We start from the raw sequence: 19,388 nt of genomic DNA on the forward strand, positions 1-19,388 counted from the left end.
AGAAGAAAATGATTAATTATAAAAATACATTAAGTCAGATTATTGTCGCGTCCGGGCTGGTTTTTCTCAGCTCCTGTTCTGCGGATTTTATTGACCAGGAAAATCCTAATGCAGTGTCGGCACCCACTTACTACCGTAATGAAAATGATGTTTTACTGGCGGTGAATGGCATTTACAACTCGCTGAGAGACGGTAATGGCATCGGTGAGAACAGCGGTTTGTTCAGCGAAGAACGTTCGGACAATACCGGCCGTAATGATAACCAATCCAATGCCGGAGAGCCGTTTCAGTTCAATGACTTTTCGCTGCTGCCTAGCAATACTTATCTGAAATCCCACTGGCTGGCGTTGTTTCAAACAATCACACGCTGCAACCAGGTTTTGGCAGGCATTGAAAAAGTAACTTTTGCCGATGAGAAAGCGAAGGACCAGTACAAAGCCGAAGCCAAGTTCATCCGTGCATTGACCTACTTTCATTTGGTACGCAAATGGGGCGATGTGCCGCTGGTAACCAAGGAATTGCTTACTACCGACGAGGTGGCAGCCTCTACTTTTCGCGAAAAGAAAGAAACGGTGTACCAGCAGATCGTGGCTGACTTGAAAGACGTGGTTGCCTCGCCATTACCTGATACACAAACGGCCAATACCAAAGGGAAGGTTACCAAAAACGCAGGTAATGCGCTGCTCGGGCAAGTTTTTCTGACGATGGCAACCACGCTGGACGCCGCCAATCGGACAGCTAATCTGAATGAAGCTAAAACTTATTTGACTGCTTCATATAACCTGCGTTCGTTCGGACTGTTGAAAGAAATACCTTACGCGGATGTGTTTGATGTTTCTAAAAAATCGACCAATGCTGAAATTATTTTTCAGATCGTGAATCGTCAGGGAGACATTAATTTCTCATCTTCTATCGCCAGAAATAACCAGGCAAAAGGAGAAACGGTCAATTCGCTGTTCGCGTCGAGCGGCTCGGGAGGTAATGTAACGCCCGACCTTGTACTGGACTATGAAGAAGGCGATGTGCGGAAAGATTTTTCGATCAAATATGCCAATGATCCAATCGTGAAGGATTATTTTATTACCAAATACCGTGATGCAAGCTCAGCGGCTACCACTAATGGATATGGCGGAAATGACTGGATTTTGCTTCGTTATGCTGACGTGATTCTGATGCTGGCCGAGGTCAACAACTATTTGGGAGACGAAGCTGCGGCTATCGGTTTCCTGAACCAGGTCCGCGAGCGTGCCGGGATGACTAAATACGAGGTTGCAAAGGCTACCCCAGCTTACAGCGCGAAGTATCCCAATCTGAAACTGGCTATTCTCCATGAGCGCCGCGTCGAGCTGGCTTTTGAAAATCATCGCTGGTTTGATTTGCTTCGCTCATTCTCCAATGATGAGCTGATCGCATATTTCAAAAGTAAGAACCAGGCTGATTTCGGGATCGCCAAACTCGTCAATTTTGGAAAAAAAGACCGCTACTACCCGATTCCATTTGACGAATACAAACTGAACCCTGAAAAGATGTACCAGAACGAGGGGTACTAATCCTGATTTTGCAAAAAAGCCCCGATCATTTTCGGGGCTTTTTGCTTATCAATGCTAATCAGCCAGGATCACATTCAATCCTTTTTGTACGAGCTGGTCTTGCAGGTCAGTACTCAGTTCCTTGTCGGTGACCAGGCTGCTGATTTCGGCGAGGCTGCCGAATTTGATATAACTATCCCTACCAATTTTCGAGGAATCGCATAGTAAAAAAGTTTGCGCCGCATTCCTGATGAATGCCGCGGTAATGGTGGATTCGTGCTCACTGTGCGCGGTAAGGCCGTTTTCGGCAGAGATACCATCCACGCCGATGAATGCTTTTTGGGCATGGTAGCTGTCAATATGCTGAACGGCTTTATCGCCATGCACGGCTTTTCTGGACTTGTTCAATTCGCCCCCAATAAGGTTAATGCTGATCGACGGAATGTCGATAAGCTCGGCCATAACGGGCAATGAATTCGTGATGACCCGGATATTGTTCTTTTTTTTGAGATACCGACACATTTGAAATACGGTACTTCCACAATCCAGGAAAATCGTATCGCCGTCGCCCACGAATTCTGCCGCCTCTTTTCCAATTTTCTCCTTATTCTGGTTATTCACGCCCGATTTGTCTGAAAATCCTGTGAGAACAGGATTTTCTATTTTCATAGCACCTCCGTGCGTTCTGAGCAGCAATCCCTCTTCGGTAATGTCGTGTAAATCGCGCCGGATCGTGGCCGGTGACATCGACAGTTTATCGGATAATTCGAACACCGACAAACTACCTGCTTCGATCACTGCGGCCAGAATTTTTTTCTTTCGCTCTTGGAAGTTCATTTAAAGCAACTGAATTTGATCGAAAATACTCAAAATAAATCAAAACTGATAATTTTCTCAACTGGTAAAATACAGGGAAGGAAGCTTTTAGCTGTTTGCTATTTTTTCAAAGGCTAAAAGCTAAAAGTCAAATTATTTCCTCTTCTCAAATGTAGTAGTGTCTTTCATGGGTATCGAAATGTAAAAGCACGTCCCGGTTTCGGGCTGGCTTTCGAACCAGATATCGCCACCCTGCGCTTTGATGAATTCCATACAAAGCAAAAGGCCCAGACCGACTCCCTTTTCATTTTTAGTGCCATAAGTGGAATCAGCTTTTAGCGAGAAAATGTCGGCTTGTCTTTCCTTGGAAATACCGATACCGTCGTCCTGAATGCTGATGACGCAATTGGGTAGCGCTACTTCCGCACCGATTGTCACGTGCCCGTTATCGCGGGTGAATTTAATCGCATTGCCAATCAGGTTGCGCAGGACGAGCTGCATCATGTCATTATCGGCAAAAATGGTAATATCAGGATCGATGTCGTAGTGCAAGGTGATACCTTTTCCCGCGGCAATGCTCTTTTCAATTTCCAATGTTGTCTCTAATGCTTTGTTCAGGTTCAGGTACTCGGGATTTGGGGTTACCCCGTACAGCTGCGACTTGGACCAGTCCAGCAATTTGGAAAGCATGGCCATCGTATTTTTGGTGGAATTGAGCAGGTCGTTCTTGATTTCAAGTTTTTGCTTTTCTTCCAGCTCGTGCTGGGTAAGCAGTTCCAGGAAGTTTTGAATGCTTGCCAGCGGTGACCGCAGGTCATGGGCTACGATGGACATTAACTTGCTCTTTTCAGCATTGAGCCTTTCCAGTTCCTGATTTTGCAAAATGATCTGGTCATTTTGTTGTTCAATTGCTTTTGATTTTTCGGCAACCGAAACCCGTTCTGCTTCATAGCTGCGCCGTATGTAGTCTGTGCAAAAATAGGCAATGGCCGCTACAACCGCATACGCAGACATATGATCGACGAACTGACTAAAACGGTTATCGTAAGTGTAAGGAACAGCTTGCGGATAAAAATACTCGATCAGGTTCAGGATCAGCAGGATTCCAATGTTGACCGGGATCCAGATTTTATATTGATCGACAGGACTTATTGCAATGCTGAGCAGTAAGAAGAGCAGAAAGAACAGGTCGGTAGGGCCGCGCTGCCCTGAATTGAGGAAATAATTGACAATAAAAAGAGCGAGGCCAACTATGTTGATAACTAGTATGCTTTCCGAAATCTTCTTTTTTATTCTTGAAGCATAGTATAGCCCACCGCAAATGATCAGCACGACGAGGCTGGCAAGGGCAATATCCGGTAGCCCGATCAGGTAATTGAAAGGCACATTATAACAAAGCGCAAAAATCGAGATCAGACAAACCGAGTGAAAGATCCGGGCATTCAAAGGAAATTCCGAAGGATCACCCGATAGTTTAACCCAAAGTTTTAAGAGTTCAGGCTTGGAAGGCAAATCGTATATATTTTCGTTATTGCAAATATAAGCCCAGTATTAACGATTATCCAGTGATAGAATTAATATAATTATGACAGGATTAGCCTCCTTTGATCCTGTTCAGTTCGTCTTCCGTGCCAGACCTGCGGTTTCGTGCAGCTTTGATTTCTTTACTGCCAAATCTGTAGTTAAAATTAAGTTTCAGCATCTGTCCTTCAAATCTGAACCGCAGGTTGGTTTTGATACCCGCATACTCTGAATGGTAGCCGCCTTTTGCGGTATGGAAAACGTCGCTGAACGAGAGTTTCAAGGTAGCATTATCCTTCCAGAATTTCTTTTGCACACCGGCATCCACCATACCCATAGCGAGGTTGTAGTCGATGCGGCGATAAGGAGAATTATACCAGCCCGTGAGTTCCAGCGTCCAGTTGTTTTTTAGTTTGAATGTGTTCTGTCCGTTCAGGTTAAGGGCCGTGGTGCGGTTGTTAATGGTCAAGCCGTTTTCGAGTCCGGCTTTCCAGATGTTGTGGTAACCGCTCACATTGAAATAGATCTCCCACCATTTGGTAACAGGCAGGTTAACACTGACATCCAGGCTGAAACTTTGCGAGTAATCCAGATTTCGGGGAATAAAATAAGTGCGGCTGGTATCATAAGGAATCCTTAGCCCCACCACCGGAAACCGGGTTCGCCGGTAGCCCAGCGAGGTGGTTAGTTTGGCTTTGTAAACGTGTGTCAGCTTAAAACTGTTGGCGTATTCGGGCCGTAGGAACGGGTTGCCTTTGGAGTAAACCAGCTCATCGATCCGGTACTCAAACGGGTTCAGGTTCTGGTAGCTCGGGCGGTTGATCCGCCGGCTGTAATTGATGTTCCAGGTGTGGTTTTTCGAGGCTTTGAAGGACAATGCAGCACTGGGGAAGAAATTGAGATAAGTTGTGTCTACTTTGTCCAAATCGTTGTGCTTGAAGCTGGTCAAATCACCGATCGATTGTGTGTTTTCAGCCCTCAAACCAGCCTGTAAATCCCACTTTTTGCCAAGGGGGACATTGTAATTGATATAGGCGGCATAAACCCGCTCGGTGTATTTGAACCGGTTACTTCGGTTGGTATCAATGACCTCGGTGTTGCCAAGCACATTGAAAAAGTCGAATGTGTTATCGGATTTTACGTCCGAAAGCTTGAAACCGTAGCCGAGTTTTCCTTTTTTGAGGGGTTGTTCGTAATCCGTTTTGAATGATTTGATAATGATCTCCACGGGCGTTTTACTCACATAATTTCTTTCCATAGGCTCGTCACTGGTGATCCTGAAAAAGTATTTGTTGGGCTGATAGCTGATGCCTCGCGAGGTGAATATTCCGTAATCGGCATCGATATTGAGCTCGTGGCCGGTGGTGTCGGCGTAGCGGTAGTTCAGGTTTATATTGAGGTTTTTGTTTTTCTCGGGGTTGGAGGTTTGGGAAGAAAGCAATAGTGAGTCGGCGGTAGGTTGGAATTTTTTACTGATAAACGTTTCACTTTCACCACCGCCATTATGATTGCTCACGCGGCCATTGGCACTGAATCCAATCGTATTTTTGGAATTAATAAAATAGTCTGCCCCTATTTTAGCACTGTGGGTAGTGTCGCGCCATATTCCATGCCATATCTTGTTGTAAGCCACATTGTTGAGGACCTGATCGTCGTAGGTAGTGTTGTGCCAGGCCCCGTGGTTGTAGCCATAGGAACCGAATATGTTGAATTTTTTGTCCCGGTGGTTCAGGTTCAGGGAAGCATTGTATTTGGGTGTTATCCCAAACATCGCCCCGAGGCTCAGGTTACCATTAGTACCCAGTTTGACATTCTTTTTGAGACGGATGTTAATGATGCCCAGGTCGCCGGCCGCGTCGTATTTGGCCGAAGGGTTGGTGATAATTTCAATAGCCTCAATGTCGGCGGAATTCATGCTTTTGAGCGTCGACGCAAGGTCTTTTCCGCTCATTGGCGACGGCCGGCCATCAATGTATATCCTAACGCCGGTTCTTCCTTTTACCATAATATTCTCATCCTTATCCACTTGTACGCCAGGAGATTTTTGCAGCAGATCAAGAGCATTCGACCCTGTGGAGTTAATGCTGCCTTCGATGTTGAATATCAGCCTGTCGCTTTTTACTTCGATGAGCGGCTTGGCGGCGGTGACTTTGACCTCATTCAGTTGTTTAGTATCTGCAAGCAGGGTAAAAACCGGGAAGTCGAGGTCTTTACCGGTTATATGGAACACGGGAGACTGGAAAGCCTTGTTGCCTACTGCGGAGATCTTAATAAAGTAGGTTCCTGCATTGATGCCGGTGAATTTGAAAACCCCGCCTTCATCTGCGACGTCGGCTTTTATAAGGGAAGAGTCTTTTGCGTTATTCACTGAAACGGCAGCAAAGGGAACAGGTTCATTTTGCTGGCTTTTAACCCGCCCGCTGACATTGAAATTTTGTGCGAAACAGGAGCAGGATAAGGTGGTTAAGAGGAGTGAGAGTAAAGTATTTTTCATAGATGGCTAATTGTCCGTATAGCGCAAAGAGTGAGAATTAGTTTTAATGTTGCATCCATGGAAAATTTTATATTTTTAACATGAATTAGACACCCGATCGAATAGGGAACGCATGAGACCAATTGTTTGCGGAGTTGTAGTCTGCTTTTTTCTGATAAGCCTTACCGCAAGTTTTGCCCAACCGCAGAACCCTAAATTCAGACGTTTGACCACAGACCAGGGACTTTCACAAAGCCATGTCAGCTCGATCCTGAAAGACCGCAAAGGATTTATGTGGTTTGCCAGTGAAGACGGGCTGAACAAGTATGATGGCTACAAATTCACCCATTACAAACACGATCCGGAGAACGAAAATACAATTACCGACAGCTTCGTCCTGGACCTTCTGGAAGACAAAAACGGGACGCTCTGGGTGGCGACGGAAAGAGGGCTGGACCGTCTGGACAGTGAAAAGGACCGGTTTGTCCATTATAGCTACGGCGGTGTCAGAATGTCCGTCAATACCCTCTTCAGCGATAGCAAAAACAGGCTATGGCTTGGCACTGATCGTGGGCTGCTGCTGTTTAACCCGCAGGAATCTACTTTTAAACTTTATCAGCAGCAGTATAGGGAGAGTAAGGGCAGGTATGACTTCATTACCAGTATTGCCGAAGACAAAAAAGGGATTTTATGGGTCGGTACTGAGGGCGGACTATTTCAGCTTGATGCTGCAAAAGGGAATCTTATTGAATATAAGGGCTTACCGGGTAGAAAGGACGATATCGGCACGGATTGGATAAAGGCACTGCACGTTGATCGTAATGGGAATCTTTGGGTGGGGACGCACGGAAATGGACTCTCCCGATTCAATTTTGCGGAAAACAGCTTTCATAATTTCTTGTATGACCCTCGCGATCCATCCAGCGTAGCGCATAACGACATACTGTCCTTTATGGAGCAAAAGAACGGGGACCTTTGGGTAGGCACCGAAAATGGAGGAATTTCAGTGTTTAGCCCCAGATCACAGCGATTCACCACTTACGTCAATGATGTAAACGATGCCAGTTCACTTAGCAACAATTCGGTGTATTGTATTTATCAGGACGATGCACAAAATATCTGGATTGGGACCTATGCTGGTGGCGTTAATTTCTTGCCTAAGTTCGGGCCCAAATTTGAATCTTATACACAAAAGGTAAATACACCAAATAGTTTAAGTAACAATACCGTTTTGTCGATTTGCGGTGATAGCAAGGGGGACAATATCTGGATTGGGACCGACGGTGGCGGGCTCAATCTCTTCAACAGGAAAACCAAGTCCTTTTCATTTTTCAGGCATAACGATAAAGATCCGGGTTCGATTAGCAACGACTACGTGATTTCGATTGTATGGTTGAATGAGGATATGCTCGCCCTGGGTTTTCACAATGGGGGTTTTGATTTGTTTAACGTAAAAACAGGAAGGAGCATCCATCACTTACCGAAGGAAAATGACTCAAACAGTTTATCTATCTCGGATGTAAACAATTTATTTACTGACAGGGACGGTAATCTTTGGATTGGGACCTGGAAGGGCGGGCTGAATTTTTACGATGTAAAAAATAAAATTTTCCGACGTTTCCGTCATCAACCTTCGGATAAAAACAGCCTTAGCGCCGACATTGTAACGACAGTTTTTCAAGATAAAAAGGGAGATATCTGGGTGGGCACGTTCAATGGGCTAAATCTGATGAATTCAGCCAGAACTGGCTTTAAACACTACCAAAGTGATCCCAATGACCCCAGCAGTATCTCAAATGACAATGTACAGTCTATCATAGAAGGCGAAGATGGTAATTTGTGGTTGGGAACGGTAGGTGGAGGGATATGTTATTTCAATAGGTCCACACAAAAATTCACATCTTTTACAGAAAAGAATGGACTGGCTAGTAATGTCGTTTTTGCGATTCAAAAAGATAAGAACAACCATTTATGGTTGAGTACCAACAGAGGGATTTCAAGGTTTAATCCCAAGAACAAGGCTTTCCGCAATTTCGGTATTTCCGACGGGTTGCCGGGCAATGAGTTTAGGGACAATTCGCGTTTTCGGGCCAGCGACGGGGAGTTGTTTTTCGGAGGTATCAACGGGTTTATTACTTTTTATCCAGATAGCCTTCAATTTAATGACTTTGTCCCGCCGGTATATCTGACCGATCTTTTGATATTTAACAAACAGGCATCTATCACCAATGAGGACCGGACCGTGCGCAAGCAGATCGGCGAAGCGAAAACGATTACGCTGGACTATTCCCAGTCGGTTATAACATTCGAGTTTGCCGCATTGAACTTCAATATCCCCGAAAAGAACCAGTATGCCTACAAGCTCGAAGGTTTCGACAAGGACTGGAATTATTCGGGAAACAAACGGACTGCAACTTATACCAATCTTGACCCCGCGACCTATGTTTTCCTTGTAAAAGGATCCAATAATGATGGTTTGTGGAATACAAAAGGTGTCGCTGTGACTCTGATCGTCCGGCCGCCTTTTTGGCTTACCTGGTGGTTCAAGCTGGCATCTGCGCTGGCGGTGATCGGGCTTACAGCGGCATTTTATAATGTAAGAACTTACACGATTAGGAAGCAGAAAAGGGATTTGGAAAAACAGATCCACGAACGTACCACACAGCTGGAACATTCGATTCTTGAAGAAAAAAAGGCGGTACAAAAAGCAGAACTTGCCAATAGCGCCAAAAGTTCGTTTCTCGCAACGGTAAGCCACGAGATCAGGACGCCGATGAATGGTGTGATCGGGCTGGCGTCGCTGCTGTCGGAAACTGAGCTGACGGATGAGCAGAGGAATTTTACCGAATCAATACGATCTTCCGGCGAGGACTTGCTGAGGGTAATCAATGACATTCTCGACTTTTCCAAAATAGAGTCGGGGAATATGGAACTGGAAGAGGGAGAATTCAATCTCAGGCATTGTGTGGAAGAAGTAATGGACCTTTTTGCGGGAAGGGTAGGCGAGTCGCCCGTGGAGTTACTTTATCAGATCGACGCAGCTGTTCCGGCCATTATCGTGGGTGACAGGCTCCGGCTCGGTCAGATACTCAAGAATTTGATTGGCAATGCAGTCAAATTTACCCGGCAAGGAGAGATATTCCTTAAAGTTAAAAACTTGTCCAGTGATGATAAAAACATCCTGAACCTGGGGTTTGATATATCTGACACCGGGATCGGAGTTGCACCCGATAAGCTGGATCGGTTGTTCAAGCCTTTCTCGCAAGTGGATTCGTCCACGACCCGACAATATGGGGGAACGGGGCTTGGGTTGGTAATTTGTGAGAAACTCGTACGGCTGATGGGTGGTGCAATGCGGGTGGAAAGTAAGCCGGGTAAGGGAAGTAATTTCCATTTTTCGGTAATGGTGGGCAAAAGTGAGGAGGTGCCGGCTTCCGAGCTTGACTTTACGGGCGCGGTTCCAGACCAATCGAAAATATTGATTGTAGATGATTACGAGAACAGCCTTCACCTGCTGAAAGACCAGCTGGATGCTTGGCAGTTTAAGACCGTAGTGGCCAGCAGTGGAAAAGAGGCGCGCGCGATCCTGTCACAGACCAATGATATTAATCTGGTGATGACGGACCTTGTTATGCCAGAAATGAGCGGGATGCAACTGGCGGACTACATTCACGAGACTTATCCTCACATTCCCGTGGTACTTTTGACTGCCCCGGGGGCCAGTATCAGCAATAATAACTCTGGGTCGGTCCGTACCGTTCTAACCAAACCCGTTAAGCAACAGCTTCTTCTGAAAATGGTCGTTTCGGAGCTTGGCAGGCACCGGAATGGGGCGCTTACTGCCAATACTGAGCATGATGTTCCTAAAAAGAAACTGCATTCCGATTTCGCGGTGAATTATCCATTGTCTATTCTGGTCGCAGAGGATAACAAAGTCAATCAGATCGTGATTATGAACACGCTAAGCAAGCTGGGTTACCGTGCAGAAATGGTAATGAACGGCCTGGAAGCGCTGGACAGGGTAACTGAAAATACCTACGATGTTGTCTTAATGGATATGCAAATGCCTGTCATGGACGGCCTGGAAGCTACGCGGCTGATCAAAAGGCATCATCCCGTAAACCCGTATATCATCGCACTCACGGCTAATGCGCTTCAACAGGACAAGGATAAATGTTTTGAAGCCGGGATGGACGATTATATCAGTAAACCGGTGAATCTGGAAGAGTTGATGGTGCTTCTTGAAAAATGGTCGGCGAAGCTCAAAACTCCTGCGCACAACGCTGCGCACAACAATGCCCGAATTTGGTAAACGCTGGTTTTAGTATTAAACTCGAACCGTCATTGCTAAGTATTGCAGTACAAAGCGTGGCAATCATTGTTTTATCCAAAATATTATACTTAAACCTTCAATTGTTTCCTAAAAAACGGCTGCTCGTTAAGTACCAGGGACTGATCAGTCGTTTTGCTTCGCTGATGACGACGCAATTTTCAAAATTTTTTAACAATCAAATTCCTTTAACCCTTATCAACTTAAATGAAACGCAGAGATGTTATAAAAGACTTATCGCTGCTTCCGCTTGCAGGAAGTGTGATAATGCCTAAAAAACCAGTCGCCGGAATGGTTTTGGACAAAGCCAATGTTGCGGCTAGCAAGGAAATCTACCAGGCCATTGGCGTGGAACCTATTATCAATTGCAGAGGCACATTTACCATCATTGGCGGCTCCATTGAAAGGCCGGAAGTAAGGGCTGCAATGGACGCTGCGGCTCAGGTGTTTGTACAGTATGATGAGCTGGCATTTGGGGCTGGAAAGCGCCTTGCTGAGCTCACAGGGGCAGAATGGGGGATGGTGTCGGCTGGTTGCGCTGCGGGTATGAAGCACGTAACAGCAGCCTGCGTGACGGGAGGAAATCCTGAAAAACTGATACGTATTCCCGACCTTTCCGGATTCGAAAAAACGGAAGTGATCATTCCCGCCTACTCGCGTAATGTATACGACCACGCGCTGCGTAATGTGGGTGTGACGCTCATCACAGTTGACTCTATTGAGGAGCTTGCCAATGCAATCAGTTCCCGCACAGCGATGATTTACCTGATGGCTGGGGATGAATCCATGAGTGGGCCAATGTCATTGGAAGCGATCTCGAAAATTGCAAAAAGGAAGAATGTACCCGTAATGATCGATGCGGCCGCAGAGGACCTGACTATCCCGAATGTCCATTTGAAAATGGGTGCGGACGTGGTGATTTATAGTGGAGGAAAAGCATTATGCGGCCCGCAATGCGCCGGGCTTGTACTGGGCAGGAAAGACCTGGTGATGTCGGCATGGCAGGCTAGCGCCCCTCACCACGGGCCCGGCCGCGATAACAAAGTGGGCCGTGAGGAAACAATGGGCATGGTAGCCGCTGTGGAAGCCTGGACCAAACGGGATCACGCGGGCGAATGGAAAAGATGGCTTTCCTGGCTGGATAACATTTCAAAAAGGGTGTCAGGAATTGAGTCCGTGAAAACAACGGTGGTGGAACCCAAAGAATTATCAAACAGAACACCTCAGCTGCGCGTTTCCTGGGATCCTGCTAAGTTGAACATTACAGGCGAAGAGGTTGCAGAATTGTTTGGCCGCACCAAGCCGCGTATTGCGCTGGGAGGTGGAAGCCGCGCAGGCGAAACGTTCATTTCGATCACGACGGGCCAAATGCAGCCTGGCGATGAGAAGGTAGTTTCTGATCGTTTGGTGGAGGTTTTATCGCAAAAACGTACGCCGCCGAAAACAGAGATGGCTGCTGCCGCTGTTTCATTGAAAGGGCACTGGGAAGCTACTATCGAATTTTTCTCCAGCAAAAGTACCCATACGCTCATGATTGAACAGGACGGCAACTGGCTGCATGGTTCTCACAAAGGGGAATTCAGCGTGCGTGAATTGCTGGGTACGGTGGAAGGAAATGAGTTCAAAATGCGCAGTACCGACCGACAGCCGGGCGATGCGATCACATTCCTGTTTTCGGGGACAGTGAAAGATGACGTCATGACTGGTTCTATCTATATGGGAGAATATATGACTGCAAAATTCACCGCAAAAAAATACAAGTTCAAATACAAGAGAGAGAAGATCTTCATCCCTTCCGGCCCGCCATTGGCGACCTAGTTTGGGGAGGTAGCAAAACAAAAAGAGCAGCTAAGCTGCTCTTTTGCATTTAATTTATGATGAAGTGTTAATAAGTTGCTTTGCTATAAATTCCTTTGCCTCTTTGGCAAGCAATTCTTTCAGGTGCTTGCCCTTCCATTCGTCATAGTACCAAATCCATACCATTTCTTCTGAGACGATAATGTAGTGCAACTCTTTCATGATTCCGTTGATTTGAAGTGTGGATCAAATTTATGGAATAATTCCTTTATTTTGGAAATAATCCATAAATATTTTTTAGAAAAACCTGGAAAGACTTGAAATGACGGTCAGTTTGGCTTAACGAATGTATTCCAGAGTCTGGTGAAGAGAAATGTCTTCATGCGAAGAATCGTAAAGGCATTCTCCGTTTTTCACGATCAGCAATTGGGGAGATTCGTGCTCAACCTGAAAAGTGCTGGCGATAGACTGGGATTCTTTGCGGTTAGCAATGACATCTACAATGTAAACAGGCACTTGCACATTGGGGACCGAATTTACATCAGATTTGAGCTGACGGTATGCCATCAGGCTGGTCATGCACCTGGGGCTATGTTTATAAATGATGGAGTACTCGCCGGAGTTGTAAATATTCTGTACTTCCTCTTCACTACTAATGGTTATCCAATTCATATTGTTGTTCAAAAAAATCGCCATCTTTCGTACTGGCTTACCGAACAACAACAAAAAAGCCCTCATTCATTCCCCAAGCGCGTAAAAAAAGTATAGGTAAGGTTACTAATATTAATATTTTCCTTAAAAATATTAATATTCCAATCAATTTGAAGACTATGCTGTTTTAAGTAAAAATATTGTTTTCCTCCTATTTTACAATTGATTATATTTAAATGTCGCAAATAATCAGATGATTGTTTGTGAAATAATCCGCAAGTAAAAATTTTCCCGGTAGCCGCACTGCCCGACTTTTGTACAGCTTAAAATCACTATTCTAAGCTGTGATCAAATCCTGTAACCGCATTCTCCAATTATTCCAACCACTAAATTATCATTTCTATGGTACAGAAAGTCAACCGTCGTAGCTTGTTGAAATCGGGTTTTGCATCTTTGGGTGCACTGGCTGTCGCACCTTTTATTGCAGAAGGAGCATTTGCCAGCACACCATTGAGACTGGATAAATCCAATCGCATCTTTTACAGCCCGATGGTGCGGGGACATTTTCTGGAGACCGAGCCGGATCTGACCAAAATGGTTGCCCGCATCGGTTCCAACGAAAATCCGTACGGTCCGCCACCGATGGCCCGAAAAGCTATTTCGGATTCCATTGAAAAAGGTAATCGCTACGCACGCACCGAATTGAAGTCGTTGACTGATAAGATTGCGATCAAAGAGGGTGTTACAGGCGAGTACATTATGATGGGCAACGGCTCAGGCGACCTGCTTGAAAAAACAGCGCTGGCGATGTTTAAAGACGGAGGGAACATTGTTTCTGCCGATCCCACTTATATGTCGCTGATCCGTGTTGCAGAATCTATCGGTGCAACCTGGAAAGCTGTACCGTGCAATGCCGACTGGTCGCATGACCTGGATGCCATGGAAAAAGCGATAGATAAAGACACGAAGCTGGTATACATCTGCAATCCGAACAACCCTGTCGGCGCGGTAACGTCGACCAAGGCGTTGACGGATTTTTGCAGCCGGGTATCCGAGAAAGTGCCCATTTTTATCGATGAGGCTTACATTGAGCTCGTAGAAGGTGCCGACAATAAAAGTATGGTCTCACTTTTGAAGGACAATAAAAACGTAATCATTGCCAGGACTTTTTCAAAGATCATGGGAATGGCAGGTTTGCGTGTGGGTTACATTGCCGCCATGCCAGCGACGCTGGATATGATCAAAAAGCAGGCAAGAGGGGGAGGTTCGGGGATCGCGTGTACGTCTGTGTATGCGGCTTCCGCGGCCATGGATGATGTTGAGTTCCAAAATTCTACAAGGAAACTGAACACGGAGGCTAAGGCTTATTTATATGATAATCTCAAAACAATGGGTTATAAATATGTACCGTCCTATACCAATTTCGTGATTTTCCCGATCAATATGCCGGGGAAGGAATTTCTGAAAAAGATGGTTGATAAAGGCATTATTGTCAAAGCGATGGATATTCAGGAAAAGCCCTGGTGCCGCGTAAGTATCGGCACAAAAGATGAAATGAAACTCTTCGTAAGCGCCTTGCAGGAAATTAGCTAGGAGGTTCTAGAATTTATTTGAATCATAAAATGGACAGGCTGAAAGCCTGTCCATTTTTGTTGTGCGCCCGGCATGGGCGATAACTTGGTGGTTAAAGTCCACTACACGCTTGACAGCGAGAAGTGTTAGCTAATGGCAAGGGTGTCCATCGTGAGGTGGAATCTAAAGGAAGCCGGCGAGTGCTGAAGTATATAGCGGCAGAAGTCACAGGGCCGCCCGGCGGCAGACGTGGTAGTACTTTTTTTTTTAGGGGAAGGACTGAACATTAAAACAAGTGGGAGCAACCCAAGATTAGCGCGTTGGTGACTATGGCAGCCAACCAGTGCCTTTTTTTTTCTGGGGAAGACACTGGCCTTTTGACGGAAGTATGGACGGAATGCGGGGTGATGGAAAATGGTGTAGTTCGGTCTACATCGGAAGGAACGCCACAAGGTGGGAACCTTAGTCCGATTTTGTCAAACGTCATGCTGAATGAACTGGAGAAGCGCGGGCACAAATTTGTTCGGTATGCGGATGACATCAGCATCTTTGCAGGTAGTCAACGGGCCTCGGAACGTATCCTGTCGGTCATAACGGACTACCTCGAATCTCGGCTCAAACTAAAAAGTAAACCGTGAAAAGAGTGGAATACGTCGACCGCTACGAGGAAACCTGCTGGGCTTTGGCTTCTGGCATGGACTAGGAGGGGAGATACGAGTGCGAGTTGGTGATCAGTCCTACAAACGTCTGATGGTCAAACTAAAGCAACTGAGTGGTCGGAGTAAGGGATGGAGTATGGAAGAGAGGTTGCTCAGGTTGAAACAGGTGACGGTGGGTTGGATAAACTACTTTGCTCTGGCCAACGCCAGGCAACGACTGATACGGATAGACGAATGGCTCCAATCCCGCCTTCGGATGTGTATTTGGAAACAGTGGAAGAAGGCTAAAACCCGTATCACAAACCTAAAGAAGCTGGGATTAAATCTACAGAAGGCTTATGAATGGGGAAATACTAGACGTGGGTATTGGCGTACGGCGCATAGCCCAATTCTGCTTACCACCATCACCAAAGCACGTCTAAAACGAAAGGGTTATCTACCTTTGCTAGAAACTTACACATTACGTCGTGAAGCTTTAATGAACCGCCGTGATACGAGACCCGTACGTCCGGTGGTGTGAGAGGACAGCTAGCCAACTAATGGCTAGCTTCCTACTCGATTCATTAGCCCTTCTTCTCCACCGGTACAATAATGAAGTTGAGCAGTTCGGTGTGACGGATGACGGAAATGTCGGTTACTGAGAGAACAGCCTTGGTCGTCAGCGCTTTGAAAAGCTCGTTGGAGTTGGAAACGGCTTTGCTGTTGAATGAAACGATGATGTCGCCTTCCAATAACTGTGATCTTGATGCTGGTGAATCGGGCTCAATATGCGTCACAAAAATCCCGCTGTGATTTGGCAGCTTGTAATGTTGTCGGATCTTTTCATTAACAGGTACGTCCTGCAATTGTAGCCCCAGATATGCCTTGAAAACTTTACCATCGCGGATAATCTGACGGGCGATTTCCTTGGCCGTATTAATGTCCACAGAGAAGCTCAGCCCCTGCGCCCCTTGAATAACCGCCGTGTTGACGCCAATTACCTCGCCATCGGTATTGATCATAGGCCCGCCCGAATTTCCGGGATTCAATGCCGCATCGGACTGAATGACATTATCGACCATCCTTCCCGACTGCGTCTGGAGTGTCCTTCCTAATGCACTCACCACGCCCGTGGTAACCGTGTGCTGATAGCCGTAAGGATTGCCGATCGCGATCACAAACTGCCCGATTTGCAGCGCGCTTGTATCGCCCAGCTTGGCAACCGAATATCCCTGGGCGTAAATTTTTAATATAGCAAGGTCAGTATCAGGGTCTTTGCCTATCAATGTGGCTTCAATTTCGTTTTCATTCAGCAAGCTGACCATTATTTTCTCGGCGCCTTCCACCACGTGACTATTGGTGAAAACAAATCCATCCGAGGAAAATATAAACCCTGAGCCCGAGCCTGCCGGTCTTAGCTTACCATTATTGGTCTTATATATATCAATTTTTACGACGGCATTTTTGATCTTGTCAACTGCCCCGATGATCATGGTCGAAAAGGTATCCATAGCTACTATTTTATCTTTTCCACCATGCTTCAAAAAGTTGTCCAAAGCGGGTTGCGTGTCAAACTGTCCTGTTAATTTTTATTGATGCGTCAAAAGGGCAGTGCTTGAATGTAAAAGTCCATCACTTGTGTTAAAACCCTCGTTCGAAGCGAAACCGGGGCAGGGCGGTCGCTCAATTATTGAAGAAATTTTAATGCTTTATCAGACAATAATTCGCTGGTTAGCCCGGTTTGGCGACAGCCGTTTTACCAAAACTTTCAGAAAATTCAAGGGGTAGGTACGGCCGGGCTCAGTCGGGGATCGCTGGCATTCGGATAGTGGCAATTTCGAATGGAAGTGATTGCCATACCAGACTATAATTTAGCCAGTAGGGCAATCACCGGATTTTGTTTACTTGACAATTTTATAGGTTTTTCCGCCAGCCGTCACAGTATACAAACCACTAGGGTAGGGCTGCATATTTAACTCAAACAGTTTCTGGTCAGTGTTGGTTGAATAAAGCTTTTTGCCTGCCGCGCTAATTACTTCTACGAGTCTGAGCGCCCCAGCCGATTCAAGCGTTAATTTATTCGTAACCGGATTTGGATAAGCCTTTGCAGTTACATCGGCCGTAAGTTTGACGCTAACAATGCGCGAATAGTCGAATTTACCGTCGCGATCTACTTCCTTCAAGCGGTAGTAGTAAGTCCCCGGCACGAGAAATTCATCCAGATAGGTGTATTCATTTATCGCCTTGGAATCACCCACAGCCTGTACCGTTTTCACTGGTGCGTAGTTGACGGCATTAGTGCTTCTTTCCACTTCGAAATGTGAGGCATTGTACTCCGAAGCAGTAGCCCATTGAAGCATTGATCGCCCATTTTCAGTGGAATGCGCATTGAAATACTGCCATGTAACCGGCAGCGTTTTACCTGAAACGTAAAGTTTTGGTGAAAGGATAGTGTTCTTGTTGGCGTCTACAATTTTGAGTTTATAGTAGCCGATACCTACCGTCCAATCACGGTCTTCGTGTTCAATCTGATTGCAGTCATCAATTTTTAGCCAATTGTATATGGATCCGGCAGGTATTGCAGGACCCGAAAAGGTAGTTCCGAGTGCAGTATTTTCGTTTGCGACGGTGACGAGTGGTGGAGGAATGGCACCATAAGGGACCGATTGGTTCAGAAAACCATCGTTAATTTTATCGGCCCAAAATTGCGCGAGGTGAATGAGACCCGAGTAGACATTGCCATCAGACGAAGGCGTCACACCATCACCTCGAAAGTGAACCTGGTCGGATCGATATTCAATGCTATAATATGGATCAGTTTCAGGTCCAGGGTAAATGTGCGGATAGCTGCCGTCGTTGTTAATGAGTTCATTCTGAGCATTGATCACATTGTCTGAGGTGCGGCTCAAACCATTCACGGTGAACCGCGAAGCCCTTGAAACAAGCCATGCCAGATTACTTTTTCCGGAAAGTGACCGACTCGCACTGATTACTTCCCACAAACCGGATTTATACTTTTCAAAAGTATTGTCGGCAACTTGTTCCAGATAATTATCGGTTTCGCCCTGATGCCACAGTACCGCCCTTACTCCTAGCTGTGCAATGTAATTATTCAACGCAATTCTAAGGTGACCAAAGGGAAGCCCGGCGGGGTATTGGTAGCCGAAAGCGCTGATGGGCGAAGCGCCAGGGTTAATAGATTTTTGCCAGTTATCGATTCCGGAACTGGACCAGCCTGCATTAAAGATCATGACTGGTACTTTTAGTTTTTGATAAATCATGTCTCCAAATGCACCCCAGCACCAAGCATAATTTCCAAACGGAGCGGTTTTTACGTTAGCATCGAGGTGTTCGAATACGGGGCAAGGCACCTGAATGTCGGCGTAGGGAGTTATTGACAACGTCGCCGGGTTGAAATTTTGGAAATTGACGCTGTTGACCTGGTCATGGGCTGCTCCGGGACCATTTGGATTCGCGTCGCCTCCCGTAGCATTGGATTGGCCTGCTACTACGAAAACCTCCCCAACGCCTACTCGCTCAATGGAAGTGGTTTGTAGCACTGTTCCGTTTCGAAGTCCCCTGACTTCAAGTCGGTACCAGCCACCTTTTACGGTTATAGAACCAAGGAACTGCCCGCCGACCGGCGTGTTGATGACCGTCCAGCCCCCGCCGATCGGAGCAGCTTCGCCTTCACCTGACACTCTCGGGATAAATCGGGCTTCTATGGAATTGTACGGCTCAGTGATAAACCCTCCTATATATACGTTTGCTTCGTTTGATGCGCTACGTTGGAATACTGCACGCTCTGTCGGATAGGTCACCACAATTTGGCCTAAAATTGTTCGATGCGTGAATAGAAGAACGATAGTGAGAATTGGTAATAGATTTTTGTTCATAACAGTGCTTTTTTTAACGTTGATAGTATATTTTTAGGGTAATGTTTAATTCAATGACACACAAACAGTTATAGCAAGCCATTAAGCCTGTTACAACGGGTGGGGCACGCAATACAATTTTGGGGGAACGCGGACTTTCAAGATGAATATAACAAATGAGCGGCT

At 46.1% G+C, this 19,388-nt stretch carries 13 protein-coding genes; 6 read left to right on the forward strand and 7 right to left on the reverse strand.

Translation table 11 applies throughout. The annotated features are described in order from the left end of the window. Positions 1-8 precede the first annotated feature (8 nt). The gene (locus tag ON006_RS07520) at positions 9-1,550 is read left to right on the forward strand and encodes a RagB/SusD family nutrient uptake outer membrane protein (RefSeq protein ID WP_244819093.1); all 1,542 of its coding nucleotides are present in this window, start codon (positions 9-11) and stop codon (positions 1,548-1,550) included. A gap of 54 nt (positions 1,551-1,604) precedes the next feature. On the opposite strand, the gene ON006_RS07525 is transcribed toward ON006_RS07520, so the two are convergent. The 3 genes from ON006_RS07525 to ON006_RS07535 form a co-directional block, all read right to left on the reverse strand. Continuing rightward, positions 1,605-2,366, reverse strand: a complete 762-nt coding sequence (locus ON006_RS07525; protein ID WP_244819092.1) for a DeoR/GlpR family DNA-binding transcription regulator — start codon at positions 2,364-2,366, stop codon at positions 1,605-1,607. 132 nt (positions 2,367-2,498) lie between these two features. Continuing rightward, entirely contained in the window at positions 2,499-3,857 is a 1,359-nt protein-coding gene (locus ON006_RS07530; protein ID WP_244819091.1) for a sensor histidine kinase, read from the reverse strand. 82 nt (positions 3,858-3,939) lie between these two features. Further along, positions 3,940-6,360, reverse strand: a complete 2,421-nt coding sequence (locus ON006_RS07535) for a TonB-dependent receptor (RefSeq protein ID WP_244819090.1) — start codon at positions 6,358-6,360, stop codon at positions 3,940-3,942. Positions 6,361-6,472: 112 nt separating this feature from the next. Between ON006_RS07535 and ON006_RS07540 the strand changes: the two genes are divergently transcribed. Both ON006_RS07540 and ON006_RS07545 read left to right on the forward strand, forming a co-directional pair. Next, positions 6,473-10,651, forward strand: coding sequence for a hybrid sensor histidine kinase/response regulator (locus ON006_RS07540; RefSeq protein WP_244819089.1), 4,179 nt, complete (start codon positions 6,473-6,475; stop codon positions 10,649-10,651). Between the two features lie 225 nt (positions 10,652-10,876). Beyond that, complete coding sequence (locus ON006_RS07545) at positions 10,877-12,487, forward strand: aminotransferase class V-fold PLP-dependent enzyme (protein WP_244819088.1); 1,611 nt, start codon at positions 10,877-10,879, stop codon at positions 12,485-12,487. A gap of 54 nt (positions 12,488-12,541) precedes the next feature. On the opposite strand, the gene ON006_RS07550 is transcribed toward ON006_RS07545, so the two are convergent. Both ON006_RS07550 and ytxJ read right to left on the reverse strand, forming a co-directional pair. Continuing rightward, positions 12,542-12,688 (reverse strand): hypothetical protein, encoded by a 147-nt coding sequence (locus tag ON006_RS07550; RefSeq protein WP_244819087.1) that lies wholly within the window; start codon positions 12,686-12,688, stop codon positions 12,542-12,544. A 117-nt stretch (positions 12,689-12,805) separates the two neighbouring features. Beyond that, positions 12,806-13,138 carry a bacillithiol system redox-active protein YtxJ gene (ytxJ, locus tag ON006_RS07555; protein WP_244819086.1) on the reverse strand — a complete coding sequence of 111 codons (333 nt, stop codon included), beginning with the start codon at positions 13,136-13,138 and terminating at the stop codon, positions 12,806-12,808. Positions 13,139-13,519: 381 nt separating this feature from the next. Here ytxJ and ON006_RS07560 point away from each other — a divergent pair, with 381 nt between their 5' ends. The 3 genes from ON006_RS07560 (at position 13,520) to ON006_RS32305 (ending at position 15,868) form a co-directional block, all read left to right on the forward strand. Then, positions 13,520-14,710: a pyridoxal phosphate-dependent aminotransferase gene (locus tag ON006_RS07560; protein WP_244819085.1), complete on the forward strand. Its 1,191-nt coding sequence runs from the start codon at positions 13,520-13,522 to the stop codon at positions 14,708-14,710. A gap of 308 nt (positions 14,711-15,018) precedes the next feature. Then, complete coding sequence (locus ON006_RS07565) at positions 15,019-15,327, forward strand: reverse transcriptase domain-containing protein (protein ID WP_244819084.1); 309 nt, start codon at positions 15,019-15,021, stop codon at positions 15,325-15,327. A gap of 112 nt (positions 15,328-15,439) precedes the next feature. Further along, complete coding sequence (locus ON006_RS32305) at positions 15,440-15,868, forward strand: group II intron maturase-specific domain-containing protein (RefSeq protein WP_374760189.1); 429 nt, start codon at positions 15,440-15,442, stop codon at positions 15,866-15,868. A gap of 43 nt (positions 15,869-15,911) precedes the next feature. Here the strand turns inward: ON006_RS32305 and ON006_RS07570 are convergent, their stop codons facing one another. After that, positions 15,912-16,838 (reverse strand): S1C family serine protease, encoded by a 927-nt coding sequence (locus tag ON006_RS07570; RefSeq protein ID WP_244819083.1) that lies wholly within the window; start codon positions 16,836-16,838, stop codon positions 15,912-15,914. A gap of 390 nt (positions 16,839-17,228) precedes the next feature. Then, a complete protein-coding gene (locus tag ON006_RS07575) occupies positions 17,229-19,223 on the reverse strand; it encodes a T9SS type A sorting domain-containing protein (RefSeq protein WP_244819082.1) in 1,995 nt (664 codons plus the stop codon). Between the last annotated feature and the right edge of the window lie 165 nt (positions 19,224-19,388).

Source organism: Dyadobacter pollutisoli, from assembly GCF_026625565.1.
In the GTDB taxonomy this organism is placed as follows: Bacteria; Bacteroidota; Bacteroidia; order Cytophagales; family Spirosomataceae; genus Dyadobacter; species Dyadobacter pollutisoli.

What these genes read in the sequence shown, in the direction of transcription:
- ON006_RS07520 (WP_244819093.1), top strand. Translation starts at nt 9, where the DNA reads ATGATTAATTATAAAAATACATTAAGTCAGATTATTGTCGCGTCCGGG.
- ON006_RS07525 (WP_244819092.1), bottom strand. Translation starts at nt 2,366, where the DNA reads ATGAACTTCCAAGAGCGAAAGAAAAAAATTCTGGCCGCAGTGATCGAA.
- ON006_RS07535 (WP_244819090.1), bottom strand. Translation starts at nt 6,360, where the DNA reads ATGAAAAATACTTTACTCTCACTCCTCTTAACCACCTTATCCTGCTCC.
- ON006_RS07540 (WP_244819089.1), top strand. Translation starts at nt 6,473, where the DNA reads ATGAGACCAATTGTTTGCGGAGTTGTAGTCTGCTTTTTTCTGATAAGC.
- ON006_RS07545 (WP_244819088.1), top strand. Translation starts at nt 10,877, where the DNA reads ATGAAACGCAGAGATGTTATAAAAGACTTATCGCTGCTTCCGCTTGCA.
- ON006_RS07550 (WP_244819087.1), bottom strand. Translation starts at nt 12,688, where the DNA reads ATGAAAGAGTTGCACTACATTATCGTCTCAGAAGAAATGGTATGGATT.
- ytxJ (WP_244819086.1), bottom strand. Translation starts at nt 13,138, where the DNA reads ATGAATTGGATAACCATTAGTAGTGAAGAGGAAGTACAGAATATTTAC.
- ON006_RS07560 (WP_244819085.1), top strand. Translation starts at nt 13,520, where the DNA reads ATGGTACAGAAAGTCAACCGTCGTAGCTTGTTGAAATCGGGTTTTGCA.
- ON006_RS07565 (WP_244819084.1), top strand. Translation starts at nt 15,019, where the DNA reads ATGGCAGCCAACCAGTGCCTTTTTTTTTCTGGGGAAGACACTGGCCTT.
- ON006_RS32305 (WP_374760189.1), top strand. Translation starts at nt 15,440, where the DNA reads ATGGTCAAACTAAAGCAACTGAGTGGTCGGAGTAAGGGATGGAGTATG.
- ON006_RS07570 (WP_244819083.1), bottom strand. Translation starts at nt 16,838, where the DNA reads ATGGATACCTTTTCGACCATGATCATCGGGGCAGTTGACAAGATCAAA.
- ON006_RS07575 (WP_244819082.1), bottom strand. Translation starts at nt 19,223, where the DNA reads ATGAACAAAAATCTATTACCAATTCTCACTATCGTTCTTCTATTCACG.